The sequence below is a fragment of the Nonomuraea sp. NPDC049419 genome (assembly GCF_040676995.1).
GTDB classification, from domain to species: Bacteria; Actinomycetota; Actinomycetes; order Streptosporangiales; family Streptosporangiaceae; genus Nonomuraea; species Nonomuraea salmonea.
Map to the genome: position 1 here is coordinate 66,417 of NZ_JBFAQB010000029.1, position 23,013 is coordinate 89,429.

Genomic DNA, 23,013 nt, shown 5'->3' on the forward strand with positions numbered 1-23,013 from the left:
TTTATTCGGCGGCGGCGAGCTGGCCGCAGGCGCCGTCGATCTCGCGGCCGCGCGTGTCGCGGACGGTCACCGGCACGCCGTGGAACTCCAGCCGCCGCACGAACGCCCGCTCGTCCTCCGGCCGGGAGGCCGTCCACTTGGAGCCGGGGGTCGGGTTGAGCGGGATCAGGTTGACGTGCACCAGCTTGTTCTTGACCAGCTTGCCGAGCAGGTCGGCCCGCCACTCCTGGTCGTTGACGTCCTTGATCAGGGCGTACTCGATGGAGACCCGCCGCTTGGTCCGCGCCGCGTACGCCCACGCGGCGTCGAGCACCTCGGCGACCTTCCACCGCGTGTTGATCGGCACCAGCGTGTCGCGCAGCTCGTCGTCGGGCGCGTGCAGCGACAGCGCCAGCGTGACCGGCAGCCCTTCGTCGGCGAGCTTGCCGATGGCCGGCACCAGCCCGACGGTGGAGACGGTGACGCCCCGAGCCGAGATGCCGAGCCCGTGCGGCGCGGGCTCGACGAGCCGCCGCACCGCCCCGATGACCTGCTTGTAGTTGGCCAGCGGCTCGCCCATGCCCATGAACACGACGTTGCTGACCCGCCCGGGCCCGCCGGGCACCTCGCCCGCGGCCAGTGCCCTGGCCCCCGCGACGACCTGCTCGACGATCTCGGCGGTCGACATGTTCCTGGTCAGGCCGGCCTGGCCGGTGGCGCAGAACGGGCAGTTCATGCCGCAACCGGCCTGCGACGACACGCACATGGTGACCCGGTCGGGATAGCGCATGAGCACCGACTCCACCAGCGCCCCGTCGAACAGCTTCCACAGCGTCTTACGCGTGGTGCCGCCGTCGGTGGTCAGCTCTCTGACCGGCGTCAGCAGGTCGGGCAGCAGCGTGGCCAGCTTGCCTCTCGCCGCCGCGGGCAGGTCGGTCATCGCCTGCACGTCGGTGGTGAGGCGCTCGAAGTAGTGGCGCGAGAGCTGGTCGGCGCGGAACGCCTTCTCGCCCAGCTCGGTGACCGCCGCCCGCCGGTCGGCCATCGACAGGTCGGCCAGGTGCCGGGCGGGCTTGGCCCGTCGCGGTGCGACGAAGGTGAGCTGACCAGGAGGCTGGGACACTGTGCTGCCTTTGCTTGAGGGGTTTGCGACCAGGGTAGTGAACGTTCGGATCGGAGGTGGAATTCCTGGTCACTGTGAGGCTCGCGTCCTGGTCTCCGGCCGATCTACAGTCATCTCGTATGGCGATTTTTCGGTCGGCATCTGGCGAGGGTGGCACCGAGGTCGTGCTCGCCGCCGGCAACCCGTACGGGAGCCGGACGCTCGTCGTCGAGCGGGACGAGGACTCCTCGGTAGCTTACCTGTGCTCGCCCGACGGCACGGTCCACGGGGCCGTGTGGCTGGCCAACCACCGTCCCGCGCCGCTGGTCGTCGACCTGGCCCGCATCAACGCAGGCCGACCGCCGCTCATGCCGCGCCCCAACACGCTCCACCCCGACGGCCGCCGCCCGCTCGGGCAGCTGAGCCCGCTGTGGTTCGAGGAGGGCGACGGCGTGGCGCTCTATGAGGACGACGAACTGCTCGCGGTCATCCCCGGCTGGGCCGACATGAGCCGCGGCATGCCGGGGTACGCGCGCGACGCGGTGGGCGAGTCGCCGTTCGCCTGGGCGCTGTCGGAGGCGCTCGAAGGGCTGCGGCCCCGTATCTCGAACGCCAGATCCTACTGGCGCTGGCGGCACAGCGAGGGGTCGTGGCCGTCGTTCCAGCAGTTCGTGATGGGTCATCTCGACGGGGTGCTGGGCCCGGCGGGCCGCTATTGGGACGCCAGCGGCGAGCGGCTGCCGACCGTCGGCATCACCGAGCGGCCGCCGCACGGCGAGCGGGGCTTCACCGTGCTGTCGACGGTGGGGATGAGCTGCCAGCGCATGCCGACGGTCGAGCAGTGGATCGACCGGCCCGGCGCGTACGCCAGGGTCGAGCTGGCCGTCGCCACCCGCGACGACCCGCGCGACGCGGCGCTGCTGCTGGTGTGGTTGTGTCAATATCCGTGGCACTCGGTGACCTGGCTGGGCCACGGCCACACGGCCAAGTGGTATCACGAGCCGGCGACGTTCCCGCTGGGGCCGCAGTACTCGGGGGTGCTCATGCAGGCCAACCCACCCCACATGCCCGACATGTCAGGATTCGCGTTCGGGGGCGAGGCCGTCCGCTGGCTCTGGCTCTCCCCCGTCACCGCCCAGGCGATGCAGGCCCACCAGCACTCGAGCTAGAAGAAGATCGTCATCAGCAGCCAGACCGGCACCAGCGTCGTCACCAGCGAGTCGAGCCGGTCCATCAGGCCGCCGTGCCCCGGCAGGATCGTCCCCAGGTCCTTGATGCCGAGATCCCGCTTGATCATCGACTCGATCAGGTCGCCCACGGTCGCGAGCAGCGCGCCCAGCGCCCCGATCAGCGCACCCTGCCACAGCTCGCCGCCCAGCAGCCAGGTCACCAGCCAGCCCCCGACCGCGATGCAGGCCACCAGCGAGCCCGCCAGCCCCTCCCAGGTCTTCTTGGGGCTGATCGCCGTGAGCTGGTGGCGTCCGAACAGCACGCCGGCGATGTAGCCGCCGATGTCGCTCGCCACCGTCACCGCGATGAAGATCAACACCCGGTGGCTGCCGTCGTCGGGCTTGAGCAGCAGCGCCACGAACGCGCTCAGCATCGCCGGGTAGAACAGCGTGAACACCGACGCGGACGCGTCACGTACGTAACCGTCGGTGCCGGCGCTGAACATCCGCCAGATCAGCAGCACGAACGCGAACACCGCGAACGCCGCCAGCATCCACAGCGGCCCGCCCCAGTAGGCGCCGGCCTGCATCGCCACCAGCCCCACCAGCACCGGCGGAACGGGCACCGCGATGTCGCGGGTGGCGAACGCCCTGGTCAGCTCGACCGCACCGACGCCCACGCAACCCACCACGACCAGGAGGAACAGCTCCTTGACCGTGTAGATGGTCCCGAGGACCAGCGCGCCCAGCACCACCCCGACCGCGATCGCGGCAGGCAGGTTCCTTCCGGTACGGCTGCCGCCGCTCGAGCTGGTGCCAGCCGTACGTTCTTCCACAGACCTCTCCATGTGCCACGGCCCCCGCCATCGGCGGCGAGGGCCGCAGGGCAGACCCGCTACGTGAGACGGCCCGCAGGACGCGGCCCGCCGTGCGGCGCGCCGCTCAGACCTCGAGCAGCTCGGCTTCCTTGTGCTTGAGCAGCTCGTCGATCTTGGCGACGTGCTTCTGGGTGAGGTCGTCGAGCTCCTTCTCGGCCCGCCTGACCTCATCCTCACCCGCCTCGCCGTCCTTGATCATCTTGTCGAGGACCTCTTTGGCGGAGCGGCGGATGTTGCGCACCGACACCTTGGCGTGCTCGCCCTTGCTCCTGGCGACCTTGATGTACTCCTTGCGGCGCTCCTCCGACAGCTCGGGGAACGTCACGCGGATCACCTGGCCGTCGTCCGTGGGGTTGACGCCGAGGTCGGAGTCACGGATGGCCTTCTCGATCGCGCCCATCGAGCTCTTGTCATAGGGCTGGATGAGGACCATGCGAGCCTCGGGCACGTGGAAGGACGCCAACTGCTGGATCGGCGTCGGCGTGCCGTAGTACTCGGCGTTGATCTTGTTGAACATCGAGGGGGTGACGCGGCCCGTACGAATGGAAGCGAAGTCCTCCTTCGCCACCGATACGGCCTTGTCCATTTTTTCCTCGGCTTCGAGGAGGGTTTCGTCGATCACAGCGGCTCCCTGTCTTCTAGCTGGCGGTGTCGGGCTCGCTCCGTCATTTGCCTGCGGGACTCACCAGCGTGCCGATTTTCTCACCGCGTACCGCTCGCAGGATGTTGCCCTCGCCCATCAGGTCGAAGACCACGATCGGCAGATCGTTGTCCTTGCACAGGCTGATCGCGGTGGCGTCCATGACCGCGAGGTCGCGCAGCAGCACCTCGCCGTAGTCGAGGTGGTCGAACCGGACCGCGTCGGGGTTCTTGCGGGGATCGGAGTCGTAGATCCCGTCGACCTGCGTGCCCTTGAGCAGCGCCTCGGCGCCGATCTCCAGGGCCCGCTGGGACGCCGCGGTGTCGGTCGAGAAGTACGGCGAGCCCAGCCCAGCGCCGAAGATGACCACGCGCCCCTTCTCGAGGTGCCTGATCGCCCGGCGCGGCAGGAACGGCTCGGCCACCTGCTGCATGGTGATGGCGGTCTGCACGCGTGTCTCCACGCCCCGCCGTTCGAGGAAGTCCTGCAGGGCCAGGCAGTTGATCACGGTGCCGAGCATGCCCATGTAGTCGGCCCTGGCCCGGTCGATGCCGCCCTGCGACAGGGTGGCGCCGCGGAACATGTTGCCGCCGCCGACCACGACCGAGACCTGGACGCCCTCCTTGACCGCCTCGGCGATCGAGTCGGCCAGATGATCGACCACGACAGGGTCGATGCCCAGCGGCTCGCTGCCGGCGAACGCCTCTCCTGACAGCTTCAACATCACCCGCTTCCACCTCAGCGGGCTCTGCGGGTGTTGAGATGAGGAAGCCGCCGTCCGTGTGGATTCGTGGGCTGACTCCCGGTGGTCCTGCACGGCGGCGGCCTCCTTCATTCGGTGGATCGTTGAGCTCGCGGCTTGCCTAAGCCTAAGCCTGACCGACCTTGAAACGGACAAAGCCCAGGACCTCGACGCCGTTCTCCTCGGCGTACTTGCCCACGCTCTTCTTGTTGTCCTTCACGAAGGCCTGCTGGAGCAGCGTGAAGTCCTTGTACCAGCTGTTCACGCGACCCTCGACGATCTTGCCGATGGCGGCCTCCGGCTTGCCCTCCTCGCGGGTCATCTCCTCGAAGAGCTTGCGCTCCTTCTCGATGACCTCGGCGGGCACGGAGTCGGCCTTGAGGTACGCCGGCGCCATCGCCGCGGCGTGCTGCGCGATGTCCTTGGCGACCTCGGCGTTCGGCTTGTCGAGCTGGACCAGCACGCCCACCGCCGGCGGCAGGGCCGGGTCGGTCTTGTGCATGTAGGAGCCGATGTAGCCGCCCTCGAGCACCTCGAAGCGGCGGATCTCGATCTTCTCGCCCAGCGCGGCGTTGGCCGTGTCGAGGTGCTCCTTGACGGTCTTACCGTCGAAGGACGACTCCAGCAGCGCCGTCACGTCGGCCGGCCGGGTCTCCAGCACGTGGGCCACGACCTGGCCCGCGAGCTCCTGGAAGCGCTCGCCCTTGGCCACGAAGTCGGTCTCGCAGTTGAGCTCGAGCAGCGCGGCGGCGGAGTCGCCGTCCTGCTTGAGGGCCACGAGGCCGTTGGACGCGGTGCGGGCCTCGCGCTTGCCCACGTCCTTGGCACCCTTGAGGCGCAGCAGCTCGATGGCGCGGTCGAAGTCGCCCTCGGCCTCCTCGAGCGCCTTCTTGCAGTCCATCATGCCGGCAGCGGTGATCTCGCGAAGCCGCTTGACGTCGGCCATGTTCACGGAAGCCATTGCTCTTTTTCCTTGTGGGATTTCGTCGTCGTCATCATGGTCGGGGCGGGGGCCGGTCTGCGGCCTTCCACCCTGGTTCGTACGGCGGGCGCATGCCGTACGGTGAGCCTTCTGTCGTGCCTTGCACCGAGCCACTGCCCGAAGCCGCTGGCCTGAGCCGTTGCCCGAAACCGTTGCCCGGAGCCGTCGCCCGTGGCCTGGGACCGATATCTCGGCCCTGGACCTCGCACCGCGGCCTCGGACCCCTGGGACCCAGGGCCTCGCACCCGGCTCGCACCGGGCCAGGACCTTCGGTCGGCGTCGCCGCTGCCTCGCCCGGCATACTGCCCAGCCTCGCCTCGGCCTACCGCCTTACCGCCACCAGTCCCGAAGCCCCAAGCACCGGCCCTCGGCCCAGAGCCCGGAGCCTCGGCCCTGAACCGGACCACCAGCCTCAGCCTCGGACCGGACTTCCAGCCTCAGCCCTTGAACCGGCCACCAGCCTCAGCCTCGGACCGGACTTCCAGCCTCGGCCTCAGCCCGAACCACTGGCTTCGGCCCTTGGACCGGAACCTCGGGACACCGGTCCCAAACCCGTCCAATCAGGACCAGGTTCGGCGCGCCCGGCTCCCGGCCCGATCGGCAGGGACCCGAGCCCTGGAGTAGCTCATCCGATGCGGGTGAACCGCTCCGGCGTGCCGTCCCAGCCCGGCCGTTTGCCGGACCAAGACGCACACCTTGCCCGGCTGCCGGAACCCCGGCGGCCACGTGCGGTGCTCAGCCGTCACAGCGGCACCTCTCGGCACCTCTCGGCACAGCCACGAGCCTGCCGACCCTTCGCGGCCCGTCCAGAGCGGAACCGGCCTCGGCCGGTACGCGGCAGTCCGAGCGGCAGCGACCGCCCCTGGCGGGACGACCACCGAGAACCCGTCACCGAACCGGTCCCTTCCATCAGAACATGGATGGACCGGCCCGGGGCAGACCCTCGGAGGTCACCCCGGGGTCGAGGCGTCAGCCCTGCTGCTCGGTCTCGCCCTCGGCGGCCGGAGCGGCGGCCTCGGCCGGAGCCTCGGTCTCGGCGGCCGGAGCCTCGGTCTCGGCGGCAGCGGCCTCAGGAGCGGCCTCGGGAGCGGCGGCCTCACCGGCGGCCTTTTCCGTGCCCTGCTCGATGAGCTCGCGCTCCCACTCGGCCAGCGGCTCGGCGGCGGCCGGCTTCTCGTCACCGCGGGCGGCGCCGGAGCGAGCCATCAGACCGGCCGCGACACCGTCGGCGACGACCCTGGTCAGCAGGCCGACGGCGCGGATGGCGTCGTCGTTGCCCGGGATCGGGTAGTCGACCTCGTCGGGGTCGCAGTTGGTGTCGAGGATCGCGACGACAGGGATGCCAAGCTTCTTGGCCTCGCTGATCGCGATGTGCTCCTTCTTGGTGTCGACGACCCACACGGCGCTGGGCACACGGCCCATGTCACGGATGCCGCCGAGCGTACGCTCCAGCTTGTCCTTCTCGCGGCGACGCATCAGGAGCTCCTTCTTGGTGAGCCCCGAGGCGGCGACGTTGTCGAAGTCGAGCTCCTCGAGCTCCTTCAGACGCTGCAGCCTCTTGTGCACGGTGGAGAAGTTGGTGAGCATGCCACCCAGCCAGCGCTGGTTGACGTACGGCATGCCGACCCGCGCGGCCTGCTCGGAGATGGCCTCCTGAGCCTGCTTCTTGGTGCCGATGAACAGGATCGTGCCGCCGTGGGCGACGGTCTCCTTCACGAAGTCGTAGGCGCGGTCGATGTACGACAGCGACTTCTGAAGGTCGATGATGTAAATGCCGTTGCGCTCGGTGAAGATGAAGCGCTTCATCTTCGGGTTCCAGCGCCGAGTCTGGTGGCCGAAGTGAACGCCGCTCTCGAGCAGCTGTCGCATGGTGACGACGGGGGCCATGTGCTGGTCCTCCAGGTCTGGGCGCCCTGCGGATGGGCGCGGTTTTCGGTTGTGCCGCGGCAGCGCGTCGTCTGCCGCCCTGATGCCCCGAACCCGCTCCAGCCGGGCACCTGGCCCGGACCGATGAAGCGGTCCGCAATGGGGCATGCGAAGTCGGCCTGTGGTGACAGGCCACCGGAAAGTCTACCTCCCACGCCGCGTCAGCCTGACCGCCCCCGGTCAAACGCCCACCACATAACCCCGGCCTACCCACACCCCCATCCCCCGCCCAAACACCCCACCCTCGAAACCGACCAACCGACTTCCTGAACCGCCAGCCTCCGACACGCCCGGCAACGACCAGCACGCCCCACCGGACACCCGAGCCCCCTCACTCCCCACCCCGCCGCCCCACCCCGCCGCCCGCAACCTCCGGCCTCGGGACCTTCACTCCTCGGACATATCCGAAATATCCCCCTCGCGCCGCACTCCCGGGAACCCATGGTCCTCGGTCGGCAACCCCGGCTTCGTCCTGGGCGGCGTCGGGAACAGGTTGACCTGCACCTCCGACACCCTGGCCCCTTCAGGTGCGGTCTCCGCCGACCGGTTGCGCACCAGGTACGGCTCGATGAGCTTCTCGATCTCCTGGTTGAGCCACGCCAGTTCCCGCGCGTCGACCCGAATGCGATGCCGGCCGAACGTGATCGCGTCCCGCCACTCGTCGGGCTCTCGCTCGACCGTCTGCAGCGACCGCTCCGCCTCCTCGTTGGCCGCGCGCCGGAACGCCTCGATCAGCATCTGCTTGGCGGCCCGCACCTCGGGCTGATCCTCGGGCTCGATGCCGACGGAGAATTTCCGCTCCGCGGACTTCCACAGGCGTTCCCTGCCGTCGCCGCGAGGGGGCGCGTCCTCGACGAAGCCGTACTTGGCGAGCATGCGCAGGTGGTAGCTGGCGGCGCTGGGGGTGATCCCCGCGCCCTCGGCCACCTCGGTGGCAGTGGCGCTGCCGTGTGAGCCGAGTCGCTGCAGGATCGCCAGTCTCGCCGGATGTGCCAGCGCCCGCATCGCCTTGGGGTCGCTGAGCGCCGAAATCTCGCCCGTCATGAGCCTAAGGTACCCACTCCCCGAGGTATGAAAGGTTGCCTTCACAAACTATGAAGGATTATCTTCATATCTATGAAGCGTTCCCTTCAGAGTTCCGCGGGCCCTCAGCCCCTGCGCAGACAGCGCGACTACCGCCTGCTGTGGTCGGCCCGGACGATCTCGATCACCGGCTCCGAGGTCTCCAAGCTGGCCATCCCCCTGACGGCCGTGGCGCTGCTGACGGCGTCCCCGGCGCAGATGGGGATGCTGACGGCGGCGGCGTCCGTACCGGTGCTGCTGTTCGGCCTCCAGTCGGGGGCGATCGCCGACCGCCTCACCCGTCACAGGCCGCTGATGATCGCGTGCGAGCTGACGTCCTGCGCCGCAGCCGCCACGGTCCCCCTGGCGTGGCTGCTCGGCATCCTGAACGTGACGTGGCTGATCGTCGTGGCACTGGTCATCGGTACGGCGGGCGTGCTCTTCAAGGCGGCCAACTTCCCGCACATCGCCGCGATAGCGGGCCCCGAGCAGCGAACGGAGGCGATGGCCGGCCTCCAGACGACGTACTCGGTGGCCTCGGTCGCCGGCCCCGGCTTGGCCGGTCTCCTGGTGCAGGTCCTGACGGCGCCGCTGGCCGTACTGGCGGAGGCGCTGTCCTTCCTGACCTCGGCCCTGCTGCTGCGCGCCATCCGTACGCCGGAGCGGAACACCCCCGCCGTCTCCAAGGGCATGTGGCGCGACATCGTGGAGGGCCTGAAGGCGAGCGTCACGCACCCGGTGCTGCGCGCGCTCCTGTTCGCCGGCGTCACGATCAACTTCTTCGCCATGGCGTACACAGCCGTCTACATGCTCTACATGGTCAACACGCTGGGCATCCCCAAGGGATTGATCGGCGTACTGATCGCCTTGGGCGGCGCCGGCGGCCTCCTGGGAGCCTGGCTGACCGCCCGCCTGTCGAAGAAGTACGGCGAGAACCGCGTACTCCTCCTGTCCGTGGTCTTCTTCCCCGCCGAGATCCTCACCGTGGGCCTGCTGACCGGCCCGCTGTGGTGGAAGCTCCTCATGCTCGCTCTAGCCGGTACGGTCGCCGGCGCCATCGTGGTCGCCTTCGCCACCTGCATGGGCGCCATCGTCCTGCGAGAAACGAGCCCGGAACTGCGAGGCCGGGTGAACGCCACGATGACCTTCGCCATCCAGGGCGTACTGGCGCTGGGCGGCCTGGCAGGCGGCCTCGTGGCGGAACTGATCGGCCTACGCCCGGTGATCCTCGTCTGCGCAGGCGGCATAGCCCTGAGCACGTTCTGGATCTGGCTCTCCCCCATCCACCCCAAAGGCCCCCGTCCTACCCGCCCAGCACCCCCACCGACGCCCACCACAACAGCGACCTACATGACCGCGAAACGCCACTCCACCTGACCAAGTCACCCACCGACCAACCCACGTCAAGACCCCATCCACAGCCCCGCCCCGCCAACCCCTGCTTCTCCACAGAACGACGTTCACCACTCCGCGGCCCCCACCTCACCCGCCAAACTCCCGCGCATGAACGTCGAACCCCCCACCCTCAAACCCACCGAGACCACACCCCTGCACAACTTCACCCGCACTCAGGGAGCTTTCTCAAGTGGCCATCACTCCCTGACGGCCCTCGCCAAGGCCGCCCTCCTGGCCACCCTCATCACGACATCCACCCTCCTCCCCACCTCAGCACCCCCGGCCAGAGCCTCTCCCTCGGCTCCCACCTGGCGCTGGCCGTTGAACGGCCACCCCCGCATGATCCGCCGCTTCGCCCCACCGTCCATGCCATGGCTGGCGGGCCACCGCGGCATCGACCTGGCCGCCCCGGTCGCCACTCCGGTCCTGGCAGCCGGCCCAGGCACCATCCGCTTCGCAGGCCCGATAGCGGGCAAAGGCGTGGTCACCATCGACCACCCGAACGGCCTCCGCACCACGTACCTCCCTGTGACCCCTTCCTTGGCCCGCGGCCACCCGGTAGCCCCCGGCACCGAGATAGGCGTGATTGCAGCCCACTCGAAACCGCACTGCCCAGAGTCCTGCCTTCATTGGGGCCTCATCCGCGACGCCCACTACCTCAACCCCCTCCACCTCCTAGGCCACGCCCCCACCCGCCTCCTCCCCTTCTGGGACAGCCCCCACCGCAGCCACAGCCGAGCCACCGGCGGAAACACGGACAACCGCTCACCTGCCACCACCAGCAACCCGACCACCAACACGCAAACCCCCGCCACAACCAAGACGCCAGCGGACCCCACCACCAAGACTCAGGCGGACCCCACGGCCAGCACTCCGGCCGACGCCACGGCCAGCACTGCGACCGCCACCACTGCCGGCACCCGGCCTGATGCCGCTGGTCAGAACGCCTTCACCACAACATCCGCGAAAGGCCTGCCCAGCGACCCGCAGATCACCACGCCCGACCCGGAACCGATCCCCACCCTCATACGAGCCGCCTCGTCCCCGCACCCCGCCGCCCTCGCCATCGCAGCCCTCCTGGCAACCCTCCTCCTCATCACCCTCAGATGCCGCAAACGCAGGGCCAGCCGATCCCGGCCACGCCGCCACACTCCGGCCAGAGGCCAGCACCGGAAGAGCCGCCATGACCGAACCCGAGGTCGAAGAGGCAGAACCCCTGGCCACCAGAGCCGTTGACCACATCAAGCCCTCGGATGCGCCTGCCGGTATGCCGCCCGCAACCGCTCGATCGAGACATGCGTATAGATCTGCGTGGTGTTCAAGGACGCGTGCCCCAGCAACTCCTGAACGCTCCGCAGATCTGCGCCGCCTTCGAGCAGGTGAGTGGCCGCACTGTGCCGCAACCCATGCGGCCCCATGTCCGGCGCCCCGTCAACCTGGGCCACCCTCGCGTGCACCACCCGCCGTACCGTCCCCGCATCGATACGACCGCCCCGCACCCCCAGGAAGAGCGCCGGCCCCGTCCTTTCCCGCACCCAGAGCGGCCGCCCGTGGATGCACCACCGATCCAACGCCCGCAACGCCGGCGCCCCGAACGGCACCACCCGCTCCTTACGCCCCTTGCCCAGCACTCGGATGACGTTCCGTTCCCGATCCACGTCATCGACATCGAGCGCACACAGCTCGCTCACCCGCACCCCGGTGGCGTACAGCAGCTCAAGCATCGCCTGATCGCGCAATTCCTTGGGCTCCCCAGCGGACGCCACCCCCAGCACAGCCTCGGCCTGCCGCTGATCAAGCACCGCAGGCAGTTCCCGCCCCGCCTTGGCGCTGCCCAGCAACAGCCCGGGATCAGTCGCCAGCCACCCTCGCCGATGGCAGTAGGCGGTGAACGTACGGACACAGGCGGTGCGCCGCGCCAACGTGGCCCGCGCCTTCCCCGCCGCATGCTGCCCGGCCAGCCACTCCCTCAGCACCCCGATCTCAAGCGCCTCGATCCGCCCGCCGAGGTGATCGAGCAACGAGTTGACGTCCCCCAGATAAGCCCGAACGGTATGAGGCGAAAGATCCCGCTCCAACCGCAAATACCGCCCGAACTCCGCCACAACCTCTTCCCTATCCACACCCATCCCCCCAATCTCCCCCAAGCCCCGCCCACCACCAACCCCAACACGCAACCCACCCGCTAGATCGTTGATGTGAAATTCGGGTTAGTGATCGTAGGCGATCAGGGATCGTTTCACGGGTGCGCCGATGTTCCAGTTGTGCCAGATGACGACGTTGAGGGCGAGGATGCGCTGGCTGACGCGCGCCCAGAGGCCGTCTGAGTGGCGGGCGTTGTGGCGTTCGAGACCGAGCTGGTTCTTCAGCGTCCAGATGATCGCTTCGATGCGCTGGCGTAACCAGCCAGGGAAGGGCAGGGCGGGTGCGGGCTCGTCCTCGCGGGCAGGCCCGATCAGCCGATGGCCCAGATCGGCGGCGGCTTTCTCGATGCCGGCGCCGGCGAATCCCTTGTCGCACACGATCGGGCACGGCCCGGCTGCGATCGGGGTGACGTGCAGCAGGTGCAGTGCCTGCTTGCGTTCGTCGAGTTCCTTGGGGCAGGCCAGGCTGAAGGCGGTCACCGCGCCGTCGGCGGTGGTGATCAGCATCAGCTTGGCGCCCCAGGAGAAGGCGTGGTGGGACTTGTCCATGCCGTACCCGGCGATCTCGCCCAGGCTTGACCGGTTGACCGTCACCCGCGAAGCGCCGCACCGGACCGGGGTGCCGTCCATCAGCCGGAGCGGTTCGTGCCAGGTCGGGACCTGGCGGGCCAGCCACAAGGCCGCCGCCGACATCTACGGGCCCAGCTTTCGCAACTGCCGGTTGTAGACGGCCTGGGAGGGCAGCCGCGGGAACAGATGACCGATCCGGGCCGCCGCCGTCCGCAGCCAGTAACGTTCCTGATCGCAACGCAGCAGGACCTGCGCCACCGCCACGACCACCGCCTCGGCCGAGGTCAGCACCGGGGGCCGGCCTCGTTTGCGAGGCTGTGCCGGCGAAGGCATCACATGATCGTCCAGATAGACATAGAGTGCCGTCAGAAGGGCGTCCAGCTCAGTCTTCACAAACCGATCTTGGACGCCCTTCGCTGTGCCCGCAGACGATCAGCGAATTTCACATCAACGATCTAGTAGCACCAGAAAGCTCCCACTCCAGAGGGCCGCCAACCATCGATCCGACGCCGGTGAGAACACGCGATGAGAGCCCGCAAGCGTGGCCCGCAAGGAGGGGAGCCCACGAGCAAGCCGGGTGACGAGAGCCCACGAGCAAGCCGGGTGACGAGAGCCCGCGAGCAGAGCCTGCGAGAGACGGGCAAGCAAGTCGTGCCGGCACGGCCCGCGAAAGGCATGCGAGCACGCCAGGCAGGGACGACACACGGGCAAAGCGGGCGTGCACACCAGGCGAGGACGACCCACGGACAATGCCAGCGAGCACGCCAGGCGAGGACGACCCACGAGCAATGCGGGCGAGCAAGATCATGAGGTGGGCCGCGGTGTGTCGACGACGGCCGAATTTCGAACCCCTGCCGGGCGCTCGGGTTCTAGTGCTTGGCGCAACGCACCTGAGCATGGAGGGAGTGGTGACGGCCATCGTTTGATCCATTACGGGCTATGGTCGAGACCGTAGGAGAGGGAAACGATGGCCGCGCATTCATTGTGAGGCCCGGATCCCCGCCGCGAGGGCGTTTCACCGTGAGTGACCGCTACTTCGTCGCCGCTTTCCTGCCCTCCTCACGGACATGCCTCGCCTACGTCGCAAAAGGGCAGCTCCAAGCCTTCCTCCATCCGGCCCTCGTCTTGGACGTGAGAGGTCGCCGCCTTCCGTTACATCGTGGTCTGCTCATGATGCTGGAGATTCGTCACTGTTCGTAGCCCGCGTGCAGGAGATCATCTGGGGGTGGGGGGAGTTCAGTGGGGTCGGGTTCGGGGGCTGGTGGGGGCTGGAGGGCGAGGGTGTCGGGGGCCTTGCGGTACGACGTGGTTTGTTTGCGGAGGCGCCAGCCGCGTGGGGTTCGTTCGATGTAGCCTGCCGCTGCCAAGCCGCCCAAGGCGCTCAGTGCCACGTCCAAAGTCACGCCGGCCGCCACTGCGATCGAGGCCGGTCCGGCGCCGCCGCGGGCGGGGACGGCGTCCAGAACCTTCTTCGTGGGTTCGTTGAGACGGTCTCTCGGGACGGCGGGGGCGCGTACGTGCGGGGCGAGGTCGTCGCCCATCACGCCGACCAGGTCGATCATGTCCTCGGGTGAGGTGATGCAGACGGCCTTGCGTTCGCGGAGGAGCTTGTGGCAGCCCGCGGACATGGACGAGGTGATCGGGCCCGGGACCGCTCCTAGGTGCCGGTTGAGTGACAGGGCGTGGGTGGCCGTGTTGAGTGCGCCGCTGCGGATGGCGGCCTCGACCACCACCGTTCCTCTCGACAGGGCTGCTATCAGGCGGTTTCTGATGAGGAAGCGCGCCCTGGTCGGGTGGACGCCCGGTGGGCATTCGCTGATCACGACGCCCTGTTCCTTGATGGCGGCGAACAGCGTGTCGTGGTTGCTGGGATAGCAGACGTCCACGCCGCAGGCCAGGACCGCGACCGTCGGTGCACCGGCTGCCAGGGCTCCTCGGTGAGCGGCTCCGTCGACGCCGAAGGCTCCGCCGGACACGACGGTCCAGCCCGACTCGCCGAGTCCCACGCCGAACTCGGCCGCCGTGTGCGAGCCGTACGGGGTGGCGGCTCTGGCTCCCACGATGGAGACGGATTTGAGGCAGGAGAAGCGCAGGTCCGCGTTGCCGTGCGCCCACAGGGCCAGGGGACGGCTCGGGCCCAGCTGGTCCAGCTGGGTGGGCCATTCCGCATCGCCGGGGATGATCAGGCGGGCACCGGATCCGGTGCCCGCCGCCAGGTCGGCTGCCGGGTTGGCGGCTGCGAGGCGGGCGTACCAGGTGTGGAGGCGGGCGGTCAGGTCCGGTGGACGTTCCTGCTGGGCTTCCTGGGCCACGAACTCCGGCGGCAGAGCGCGGGAACGGATCGCCTTGACGGCTTGTGGGGCTCCGTATGCGGCGACGAGGCGGCCCATGATCACGTCGCCTACGTCGCAGGCTCGCATCAGCGCCGCCCTGGCCTCCGCCTCACTCAGGCCCCCACCGGCCCTCGGTCCGCACCCGGCACCCGTCCTGGGTCCGCTCTCCGGCCCGGCTCCGGCGTCTGTCCTGGCCTCTGCCCCCGTCCCGCCGGCCCCCGCGACAGTGCCTGTCCTGGCCCCCGTCCCTGGCCCGCCCGCCCCCGCGACAGTGCCTGTCCTGGCCTCTGCCCTCGTCTGGGCTGCGGTTCCCGGCCCGGCGGCAGTGTCCGTCCTGGATGCGGTGTCGGCTCCCATCCGGGCTGCGCTTCCGGTGACGGTTCGGGCCTCAGCAGCTGGCGGTGGTGCCTTGCTCGGACGTTCGGTGATGGGTGCCGGTGCCCGAGTGGCGAGGGGTGGGGGTGAGGACGGGTCGGGGTCCCACGGGCCGAGGGTGAAGAAGGCGTCCCGGACGTTCCGGTTCGACGGATACGAAGGTGTGAAGGGCGCCTCGCTGGAAGCGGGTGCGGGGGCGTCCGAGACGGGTGGAGCGACGTTCATGCTTGCCGTTGAGAAGGGGGTGCCCAGTCGTTCGATGCTGGGGGTCTCTGTCACCTGTGGGAAGGGGGCCGTCGGTGGGGTGGTGCCGCGCAGGGGGCGCCGGTGTGTGGGGGTAAGGGGCATGGGGTCGCTCCTTCAGGCAGGGATCGGGCGAGTGAGTCAGGAGTGGGTGCCGAGCCAGAAGCCCAGCGCGGTGTTGGTCTCGTCTTGGCCGGGGGCGTCTTTCGCGGCCAGATCGGCCAGGGTCCAGGCGACCCGGACCACGCGGTCCAAGCCGCGGGCGGTCAGGGTGCCGCTGTCGAGGCAGGCCGTCATGGGGCGCATGGCCTCGGCCGAAGGGCGGAAGTCGGCGTGCAGGACGGCGGACGGGATCTCGGCGTTGGAGCGCCACTGGGTGCCGGCCAGGCGGGCTGCGGCGCGTTCGCGGGCAGCGAGTACGCGCTCCGCCACCATCTTGCTGTCCTCCACGAACTGCCGATCGGCCAGAAGCTCCCGTCGCGACGACCGGGCGACCGTGACCTTCATGTCGATCCGGTCGAGCAGCGGGCCCGAGAGCCTGCCGATGTAGCGGCGTTTGACCGTCGGTGAGCACCGGCAGGTGTCGTTCTGGTCCTCGGCCTGCGCGCACGGGCACGGGTTGGCAGCCAGGATGAGCATGAACCTGGCGGGGAACGTCACCGAACCCACCGACCGCGACACCGTCACCCGCCCCGACTCCAGAGGCTGCCGCAGGGCATCGAGGACGCTGCGCTGGAACTCGGGCGCCTCATCGAGGAACAGCACGCCTCGGTGCGCCAGCGAGACCGCCCCGGGACGTACGGTCGTGCTGCCCCCGCCGATGATCGCCGCCGCCGTGGCCGTGTGATGCGGGCTGACGAAGGGCGGGCGGCACATCATGGGCGCGTTGGGCGGCAGGGTGCCCGCCACCGAGTGGATGGCGGTGACCTCCAGGGCATGGTCGAGCACCAGGTCGGGCAGGAGGGTCGGGAGGCGTTCGGCGAGCATGGTCTTGCCCGTGCCGGGCGGGCCGAGCATCCACAGGTTGTGGCCGCCCGCCGCGCACACCTCAAGGGCCCGGCGCGCGACCGGCTGGCCCACCACGTCGGCCAGGTCCACGTCGGGGGCGCCGGTGGTCTTAAGCGGCTCGGCGGAGTCCGGCTCTTGCTGCTCCTCGACCACCGGGCTGGGCGGCTCGCCCCCCTTACGCAGCCACTCCACGAGCTGGCGCAGGTCGCCGACCGGGATGACCTTCACATCAGGTACGAGGACGGCCTCCGCCGCGTTCGCCGCCGGGACCACGACCGTGACGTCGCCATGCCTGGCCGCCCCCAGGACGGAGGGGAGCACGCCGCGTACGCCTCTGATGCGCCCGTCGAGCCCCAGCTCCCCCAGGAAGAACGGCTCCGCGATGCGCTCGGCTGGGACCACGCCCGCCGCTCCGAGTATGGCCACGGCGATGGCCAGGTCGAACTGCGAACCGCGCTTGGGCAGGCTGGCCGGGAAGAGGCTGACGATGATGCGCGCGTCGGGCCAGGGGTAGTGGCTGTTGACCATGGCCGATCTGACCCGGTCGCGGGCCTCGCTCAGCGCGGTGTCGGGCAGGCCGATGAGGTGGATGCCGGCCAGGCCGTTGCCCACGTCGGCCTCCACCTCGACCGTGCGGCCCGCGACCCCCACCAGGGCCACACTCCGCGTACGGGCCACGGTCATCTACATCGCCCCCCGTACGTGCCGCAGGGAGAAGTCACCCGCGAACCGTTCGAGGGCGACCACGTCAACGCGCACCGACTCGTACGTACGGGGCTGACCGGACAGCCACTGGGCCGCCAGCATCCGCAGCCTGGCCAGCTTGACCCGGCTCACCGACTCGAGCGCCGAGCCGTGTGACCTGCTCGATCTGGTCTTGACCTCGGCGACGACGAGGGTGCGGCCGTCTTCGGCGATGATGTCGATCTCGCCGTGGCGGCAGCGCCAGTTGCGTTCGAGCACGCGCATGCCCTCGGACTCGAGGTAGGCCGCCGCCAGTTGCTCGCCGCGTCTGCCCAGCTCCTGCTTGCTCTCGGTGACCATCTGCCGGACTCCGTCCTGTCGGTGGATGCGGGGTGCGGCATGACTTTCGCGGATGCAGGCGGAATGGAATCAGCCGAACGGGATTCTGTGGATAGGCGGTCGGTGAGAAAGCAGCCTGTGGATGAGCGACCGGTGACAGAGACGACCGTGGGCAAACGGCCAGCAGTAGTGACGACTGTGGATGGGTGACCAGGCGGCGGCCGTCGATGACTGTTCCGGCCGTGAGTGTGGTCAGGAGAAGCGCCGGCCCTCGTCCCGCCGGTACGCCCACACGGCCGCCACCCCCATGCCCACCGTCCACACACCCAGCATGACCAGCGGCACCACCCCCGGCCGGGCACCGGCCACCGCCCACCAGATCAGCTCGGCCGCACCCCTGGTGGGCACGTACGGCGAGATGACCTGCACGAAGCCCGGCAGAGTCTGCGGCGGCAGCAACAACCCACCGAGAATCGCCATCGGGAAGAACAGCAGCTGCGACACCGCCATCGCCGCCTTGAACACCAGCACGAACCCGACGAACAACCCCATCATCATGAACGGCACGACACTCACCACCAGCGCGCCCAGCCCCAGCAGCAGCCTGCCCGGCGTGATCGTCGCCGCCGTGAACAGCGCCCCCATCACCAGTACGGGCACCACCGAGATCAGCATCACCGCCAGCGTCGACAGGACGCGCCCCGCGAACCGCGGCAGCGGCCCGGCGGGCAAGGTGCGCAGGTAGGGGTTCCACGGCTGCTCCCGATCCTGCGAGACCGCGGTGCCGAGCCCGGTCAGCGCCGACGACATGGCGCCGAACAACATCAGCGAACTCGTCGCCGTGGTCGCCGCCGCCGGGTCCTGACCCGTGTACGGCACCACGAACGCCACCATCGCGACGGCCGGGAAGAACGCGGCGGCGAGCAGGCCCACCGGGGTCCTGATCTGCTCGATGAGCAGGAAACGGGTGTGCGCGAGCACCAGGCTAGACATCAGCGGTCTCCTTGGAGGTGAGGGCGAGAAAGGCCTCTTCGAGCGTGGCCGGCCTGATCTCCAGCCCGGAGAACGCCACCCCACTCCGCACCAGCTCCACCACCAGCCGATCGGCATCGCTGACGACCAGATCGAAACGGCCATCCGCACGCCCGGAGGCGAGCACGCCGGTCAGCGCGGGCAGGTGGCCGGCGGTGAGCGAGACGCGCCACGTACCGACCATGCCGCGCACAGCCCGCATCGTGTCGTCGGCCAGCACGCGCCCCTCGCCGACGACCACGACCCGCTCGGCCAGCGCCTCGATCTCCTCCAGGTAGTGGCTGGTGAGCAGGACGGTGCCGCCGTCCTCGTGGAACGCCCTGATGCCGTCCCAGAGCGCCCGCCGGCCCTCGACGTCCAGCCCGGTCGTGGGCTCGTCCAGGAACACCAGCCGCGGCCTCCCCACGAACGCCAGCGCCACCCCCAGCCGCCGCCGCTGCCCGCCGGACAGGCCGCCGACCTGCCGCGTGGCCAGGTCGTCCAGCCCGCAGCGGCCGAGCAGCTCGGTCGTGGCGACGCTGTCGGGGAAGTGCGCGGCGACGAAGGAGACGATCTCCCCGACGCGCAACGATTCGGGGAGTCCGGTCTCCTGGGGCGTCACGCCGATGCCGCGCCGCACAAGAGGATCGCCCGGCGAGCCGCCGAACAACGTGACCGTGCCCGACGTCGGCCGGCGCAGGCCGGTGAAAAGGTTGATAAGAGTGGATTTGCCGGCGCCGTTCGGGCCGAGCAGCCCGACCAGCTCGCCTGCCCGGATGTCCAGGGAGACGCGGTCGAGCGCGCACACCTCGCCGTAACGGCGGGTGACGTCGATCGCCTGGGCGAGGACTGTCATGAGGATCTCCTGGTACGTACGGGAAGACGACGCTTCAGGGGACGGACGAGCGACCCCGGCGCTCGGCCCGGCATAGGCCGGCTCATCGCCGTCCCAGCCCGCCCACGAGGACGCCGCCGACGACCACATGCATCACGACCAGCACCGACATCGCGCCACCACCGACCGCACCGCCGAGCGGCCCGAGCAGGGACAGGACGAGGACGGCCAGCGCGACGACCGTCCAGACGCGGCCCGGCCTGGACGCGACCCGCTCCAGCACGGCGAGCAGCGCCCATCCCGCCAGCCCGATCGCCAGGCTCGCCACGACCACGGACACGGGCCCGACCTCCTGCACGCCGCCGCCCATGCGCACGGTCAGCGCGACCCCTGCCATGGGCACCGCCACCGCCCACACGACCAGCGCGGCCACAGCGGCACCGCAGACGGTGAGCGGCCTTCGAAGGGACTTGTCCATGACGTCACCTGTCCTCTTTGGGGGTGTTGATGGGGATTGAACTCCACCGGCCTGCCTGAGCCGGCCGGACGATCCGGAGAAGCCGCAGCCAACGATGACCCACGCCTCCAGCCCGTCACATCGGGCGCGAGGCCGCGGCGCCTCCTCCCCCAGTGGCCCGGGCCTCCGACTTTGGTAGGTGATGACCGGGAAGGGCCGCGGGCTAGCCTGGCTCGATGAGCGCGTTCCGACTCCGGTTCTCCCTCGCCGTCGCCGTCGTCCTCCTGGCGATGGGCGCGCTGACCGGCGTGACGTTGTGGAGCCTGGAGGGCGGGCCCACCTGGGGCACGGACGTGGCCATCGCGGTGGCGAGCCTGGCGGCGGCGGTGGCCCAGCTGTGGTGGCCGGTGCACGGCGCGCTCGCCGCGACCGTGCTGGCGACGCTGTCCCCGGTGGCGACGCCGGCGGCGACGATGGGCGCGTTGCAGGTGGCGCAGCGCAGGCGGTTCCCGGTGGCGGCGGGGGTGGCGGCCGCGGGCATGGTGGCTCACCTGATCCAGGGCTGGTGGCGGCCCAATTCGGGCATCTCGCTGTCCTGGTGGTTGCTGCTGATCTGCGCCTCGTACGGCGCGCTGCTCGGCTGGGGCGCGTGGGCCCGTTCGCGCCGCGCCCTGCTCATCTCCCTGCACGAACGCGCCCAGCGCGCCGAGGCGGAGCAGGGCAGGCGAGTGGCCGAGGCGCGGGCGGCCGAGCGCCGCCTGCTGGCCAGGGAGATGCACGACGTACTGGCGCACCGCCTGTCCCTGGTGGCCACGCACGCGGGCGCGCTGGAGTACCGCCCCGACTCCTCCCCCGAGCAGCTCGCGAGGGCGGCGGGGGTGGTGCGGGCGGGCGTGCACCAGGCGCTGGAGGAGCTGCGCAGCGTGATCAGCCTGCTGCATGAGCAGGACGACGAAGGTGACGAGCTGGAGCCGCCTCCCGGCCTGGCCGACGTGCCCACCCTGATCGCGGAGGCGCAAGGGGCGGGCCAGCCGCTACGGCTACGCGACAACGTGACCGGCGCCCCACCGCCCCCGATGGACAAGACCGCCTACCGGGTGGTCCAGGAGGCCCTCACCAACGCCCGCAAACACGCCCCCGGCCTGCCGGTCGAGATCCACCTGCAGGGCGGACCCGGCGACGATCTGCGCATCGAGATCAGCAACCCGCTGCCTCCTGCGGGCACGACCCCCACAGCGACGGGCAGCGGCCTCGGCCTGGTGGGGCTGACCGAGCGAGTACGCCTGGACGGCGGGCAGCTGGACCACGGCAAGAGGGACGGCGAGTTCCGCCTGGCAGCCCGGCTACCTTGGCCGGCGTCTTCGCCCCACGATGCCCCTGGGCCCGAGCGGCGGCCCCCGCTACCATGGCCCGGATGATCCGCGTGCTCCTGGTCGATGACGACGCCCTGGTCCGGGCGGGTCTGTCCATGATGCTCGACGGCGCCGCCAGCATCACGGTCGTGGCCGAGGCGGCCGACGGCCAGGAGGCGATCACCGCCACCGACGCCCACGCCCCCGACGTGGTCCTGATGGACCTGCGCATGCCGCGCGTCGACGGCATCACCGCCACCCGACGCCTGCGAGCGCGGCCGCGGCCGCCGGAGGTGATCGTGCTGACCACGTTCGACACCGACGAGAACGTCCTGCACGCCCTCCGCGCGGGCGCCGCGGGCTTCCTGCTCAAGGACACCTCGCCGCCGCGGATCGTGGAGGCGATCACGCGGGTGGCGGCGGGCGATCCGATCCTGTCACCGCGCATCACCCGGCGCCTGATGGAACGTACGGTCGCGCAGGCGGGCGCCTACGAGCGGGCCAGGGCCGCGCTGTCCGTGCTGACGCCCCGCGAGCACGAGGTGGCTCTGGCGATCGCCCAGGGTCGTACGAACGCCGACATCGCCACCGACCTGGCGATGGGCGTCACGACGGTGAAGGCCCACGTCTCCAGCATCCTGACCAAGCTCGACCTGGACAACCGCACCCAGATCGCCCTCCTCGCCCACGACGCCGGCCTCACGTGAGGCGGCGGGCTACCCCGAGAACCCCTCCTTGGGCATCTCCAGGTCCGCCTTGGCGAGCTCTTCGACGTTGACGTCCTTGAACGTCACCACGCGCACGTTCTTCACGAACCGCGCCGGCCGATACATGTCCCACACCCAGGCGTCCTGCATCTTCACGTCGAAGAAGACGTCGCCGTTCTCCGCGGTACGGACGTCGAGATCGACCGAGTTGGTCAGATAGAACCGCCGCTCAGTCTCCACCACGTATGTGAACAAACCGACGACATCTCGGTATTCGCGGTAAAGCTGCAGCTCCATCTCGGTTTCGTACTTTTCGAGATCCTCTGCGCTCATCGCGGTCCTCCTGTCGTACCGGTCCCCCGGTGCCGGTGTGCCTGCTCAGGCAACCCCGGCCCCCATTTCATTCTCACCCATCCCCCTCGCCACCGTGACGAAGGAGTAACGGTGATCGGGACACGGGCCGTGCGTTTCCAGCGCCAGCCGATGTCCCGGTGTGACGTACCCCTTGTGCTCGGCGAAGCCGTAATGCGGGTAGCGCTCGTCGAGCGCGACCATCAGGCGGTCTCGGGTCACCTTGGCCACGATCGACGCGGCCGCCACGCACGCGGCCACCTGGTCCCCCTTCCACACGGCCAGTGACGGCGCCGGCAGCCCGGGAACCGGGAAACCGTCCGTCAGGATGTACTCCGGGTCACAGGGCAACTGTGCGACAGCTCGCCGCATTCCTGAAACGTTGCACTTGTGCAGACCTTTGGCGTCGATCTCCCCAGGCGGGATGATCACTACGCCTACGTGGGCGACGCGCATGATCTGGTCGTAGAGGCGTTCGCGCACCGACGGGCTCAGCAGTTTCGAGTCGCCGAGCCCCGCGACCGGCTTGCGCAGGATGACGGCGGCGACCACCAGCGGGCCCGCGCACGCGCCACGGCCGGCCTCGTCGACGCCCGCGATGGGAGTGAGGCCGCGGCGGGCGAGCGCACGCTCATAGGCGTAGAGTCCGGAATCGCGCCGGACGACGCTCGGTCGAGGGCGGAACGCAACTGTCATGACACAGGCAGCGTACGCCCCATTCGCCGCAAA

General features: G+C 69.8%; 23 protein-coding genes. 5 read left to right on the top strand and 18 right to left on the bottom strand.

What is annotated here, in order from left to right; all coding sequences use genetic code 11:
* Position 1: 1 nt before the first annotated feature.
* Positions 2-1,102: a 23S rRNA (adenine(2503)-C(2))-methyltransferase RlmN gene (gene rlmN / locus AB0K12_RS44790; protein ID WP_364574796.1), complete on the bottom strand. Its 1,101-nt coding sequence runs from the start codon at positions 1,100-1,102 to the stop codon at positions 2-4.
* Between the two features lie 119 nt (positions 1,103-1,221).
* Between rlmN and AB0K12_RS44795 the strand changes: the two genes are divergently transcribed.
* Positions 1,222-2,250, top strand: coding sequence for a suppressor of fused domain protein (locus AB0K12_RS44795; RefSeq protein ID WP_364574798.1), 1,029 nt, complete (start codon positions 1,222-1,224; stop codon positions 2,248-2,250).
* On the opposite strand, the gene AB0K12_RS44800 is transcribed toward AB0K12_RS44795, so the two are convergent.
* The 6 genes from AB0K12_RS44800 to AB0K12_RS44825 all read right to left on the bottom strand — a co-directional run bounded on the left by AB0K12_RS44800 (position 2,247) and on the right by AB0K12_RS44825 (position 8,462).
* Positions 2,247-3,086, bottom strand: a complete 840-nt coding sequence (locus AB0K12_RS44800; RefSeq protein ID WP_364574800.1) for a phosphatidate cytidylyltransferase — start codon at positions 3,084-3,086, stop codon at positions 2,247-2,249. The genes AB0K12_RS44795 and AB0K12_RS44800 overlap by 4 nt on opposite strands.
* A 106-nt stretch (positions 3,087-3,192) precedes the next feature.
* Positions 3,193-3,750, bottom strand: a complete 558-nt coding sequence (frr, locus tag AB0K12_RS44805) for a ribosome recycling factor (protein ID WP_355422681.1) — start codon at positions 3,748-3,750, stop codon at positions 3,193-3,195.
* 43 nt (positions 3,751-3,793) lie between these two features.
* The gene (gene pyrH / locus AB0K12_RS44810; RefSeq protein WP_355422849.1) at positions 3,794-4,492 is read right to left on the bottom strand and encodes a UMP kinase; all 699 of its coding nucleotides are present in this window, start codon (positions 4,490-4,492) and stop codon (positions 3,794-3,796) included.
* 145 nt (positions 4,493-4,637) lie between these two features.
* Positions 4,638-5,471 carry a translation elongation factor Ts gene (tsf, locus tag AB0K12_RS44815; protein ID WP_364574803.1) on the bottom strand — a complete coding sequence of 278 codons (834 nt, stop codon included), beginning with the start codon at positions 5,469-5,471 and terminating at the stop codon, positions 4,638-4,640.
* A gap of 990 nt (positions 5,472-6,461) precedes the next feature.
* Positions 6,462-7,379 carry a 30S ribosomal protein S2 gene (gene rpsB, locus AB0K12_RS44820; protein ID WP_364574805.1) on the bottom strand — a complete coding sequence of 306 codons (918 nt, stop codon included), beginning with the start codon at positions 7,377-7,379 and terminating at the stop codon, positions 6,462-6,464.
* Positions 7,380-7,805: 426 nt separating this feature from the next.
* On the bottom strand, positions 7,806-8,462 hold the full coding sequence (locus AB0K12_RS44825; protein WP_364574807.1) for a helix-turn-helix domain-containing protein: 657 nt from the start codon (positions 8,460-8,462) through the stop codon (positions 7,806-7,808).
* A 72-nt stretch (positions 8,463-8,534) separates the two neighbouring features.
* On the opposite strand from AB0K12_RS44825, the gene AB0K12_RS44830 reads away from it, so the two are divergent.
* The gene (locus tag AB0K12_RS44830; RefSeq protein ID WP_364574809.1) at positions 8,535-9,857 is read left to right on the top strand and encodes an MFS transporter; all 1,323 of its coding nucleotides are present in this window, start codon (positions 8,535-8,537) and stop codon (positions 9,855-9,857) included.
* A 384-nt stretch (positions 9,858-10,241) separates the two neighbouring features.
* Complete coding sequence (locus AB0K12_RS44835; RefSeq protein WP_364574860.1) at positions 10,242-11,111, top strand: M23 family metallopeptidase; 870 nt, start codon at positions 10,242-10,244, stop codon at positions 11,109-11,111.
* Between the two features lie 5 nt (positions 11,112-11,116).
* Here AB0K12_RS44835 and AB0K12_RS44840 read toward each other — a convergent pair whose 3' ends face one another.
* The 9 genes from AB0K12_RS44840 to AB0K12_RS44880 form a co-directional block, all read right to left on the bottom strand.
* The gene (locus AB0K12_RS44840) at positions 11,117-12,004 is read right to left on the bottom strand and encodes a tyrosine recombinase XerC (protein WP_364574811.1); all 888 of its coding nucleotides are present in this window, start codon (positions 12,002-12,004) and stop codon (positions 11,117-11,119) included.
* 81 nt (positions 12,005-12,085) lie between these two features.
* The gene (locus AB0K12_RS44845) at positions 12,086-12,712 is read right to left on the bottom strand and encodes a transposase (RefSeq protein WP_364574813.1); all 627 of its coding nucleotides are present in this window, start codon (positions 12,710-12,712) and stop codon (positions 12,086-12,088) included.
* Positions 12,713-12,982: a hypothetical protein gene (locus tag AB0K12_RS44850; RefSeq protein WP_364574815.1), complete on the bottom strand. Its 270-nt coding sequence runs from the start codon at positions 12,980-12,982 to the stop codon at positions 12,713-12,715.
* A gap of 794 nt (positions 12,983-13,776) precedes the next feature.
* Positions 13,777-15,009: a DNA-processing protein DprA gene (gene dprA, locus AB0K12_RS44855; RefSeq protein ID WP_364574817.1), complete on the bottom strand. Its 1,233-nt coding sequence runs from the start codon at positions 15,007-15,009 to the stop codon at positions 13,777-13,779.
* A 672-nt stretch (positions 15,010-15,681) separates the two neighbouring features.
* Complete coding sequence (locus AB0K12_RS44860; RefSeq protein WP_364574819.1) at positions 15,682-17,232, bottom strand: YifB family Mg chelatase-like AAA ATPase; 1,551 nt, start codon at positions 17,230-17,232, stop codon at positions 15,682-15,684.
* The gene (locus AB0K12_RS44865) at positions 17,233-17,592 is read right to left on the bottom strand and encodes a YraN family protein (RefSeq protein WP_364574821.1); all 360 of its coding nucleotides are present in this window, start codon (positions 17,590-17,592) and stop codon (positions 17,233-17,235) included.
* Between the two features lie 231 nt (positions 17,593-17,823).
* Positions 17,824-18,564: an ABC transporter permease gene (locus AB0K12_RS44870; RefSeq protein ID WP_364574823.1), complete on the bottom strand. Its 741-nt coding sequence runs from the start codon at positions 18,562-18,564 to the stop codon at positions 17,824-17,826.
* Positions 18,557-19,438: an ABC transporter ATP-binding protein gene (locus AB0K12_RS44875; RefSeq protein WP_364574826.1), complete on the bottom strand. Its 882-nt coding sequence runs from the start codon at positions 19,436-19,438 to the stop codon at positions 18,557-18,559. The genes AB0K12_RS44870 and AB0K12_RS44875 overlap by 8 nt, the downstream gene beginning before the upstream one ends.
* A gap of 82 nt (positions 19,439-19,520) precedes the next feature.
* Positions 19,521-19,895, bottom strand: coding sequence for a DUF6069 family protein (locus AB0K12_RS44880; protein ID WP_364574828.1), 375 nt, complete (start codon positions 19,893-19,895; stop codon positions 19,521-19,523).
* Between the two features lie 215 nt (positions 19,896-20,110).
* Between AB0K12_RS44880 and AB0K12_RS44885 the strand changes: the two genes are divergently transcribed.
* Positions 20,111-21,292, top strand: coding sequence for a histidine kinase (locus AB0K12_RS44885; protein WP_364574830.1), 1,182 nt, complete (start codon positions 20,111-20,113; stop codon positions 21,290-21,292).
* On the top strand, positions 21,280-21,933 hold the full coding sequence (locus AB0K12_RS44890) for a response regulator transcription factor (protein ID WP_364574832.1): 654 nt from the start codon (positions 21,280-21,282) through the stop codon (positions 21,931-21,933). Before AB0K12_RS44885 ends, AB0K12_RS44890 begins: the two co-directional genes overlap by 13 nt.
* A 9-nt stretch (positions 21,934-21,942) precedes the next feature.
* Here AB0K12_RS44890 and AB0K12_RS44895 read toward each other — a convergent pair whose 3' ends face one another.
* Together AB0K12_RS44895 and AB0K12_RS44900 are read right to left on the bottom strand one after the other, a co-directional pair.
* Complete coding sequence (locus tag AB0K12_RS44895) at positions 21,943-22,266, bottom strand: DUF2469 domain-containing protein (RefSeq protein ID WP_026215037.1); 324 nt, start codon at positions 22,264-22,266, stop codon at positions 21,943-21,945.
* 45 nt (positions 22,267-22,311) lie between these two features.
* Positions 22,312-22,980 (bottom strand): ribonuclease HII, encoded by a 669-nt coding sequence (locus AB0K12_RS44900; protein ID WP_364574834.1) that lies wholly within the window; start codon positions 22,978-22,980, stop codon positions 22,312-22,314.
* Positions 22,981-23,013 lie beyond the last annotated feature (33 nt).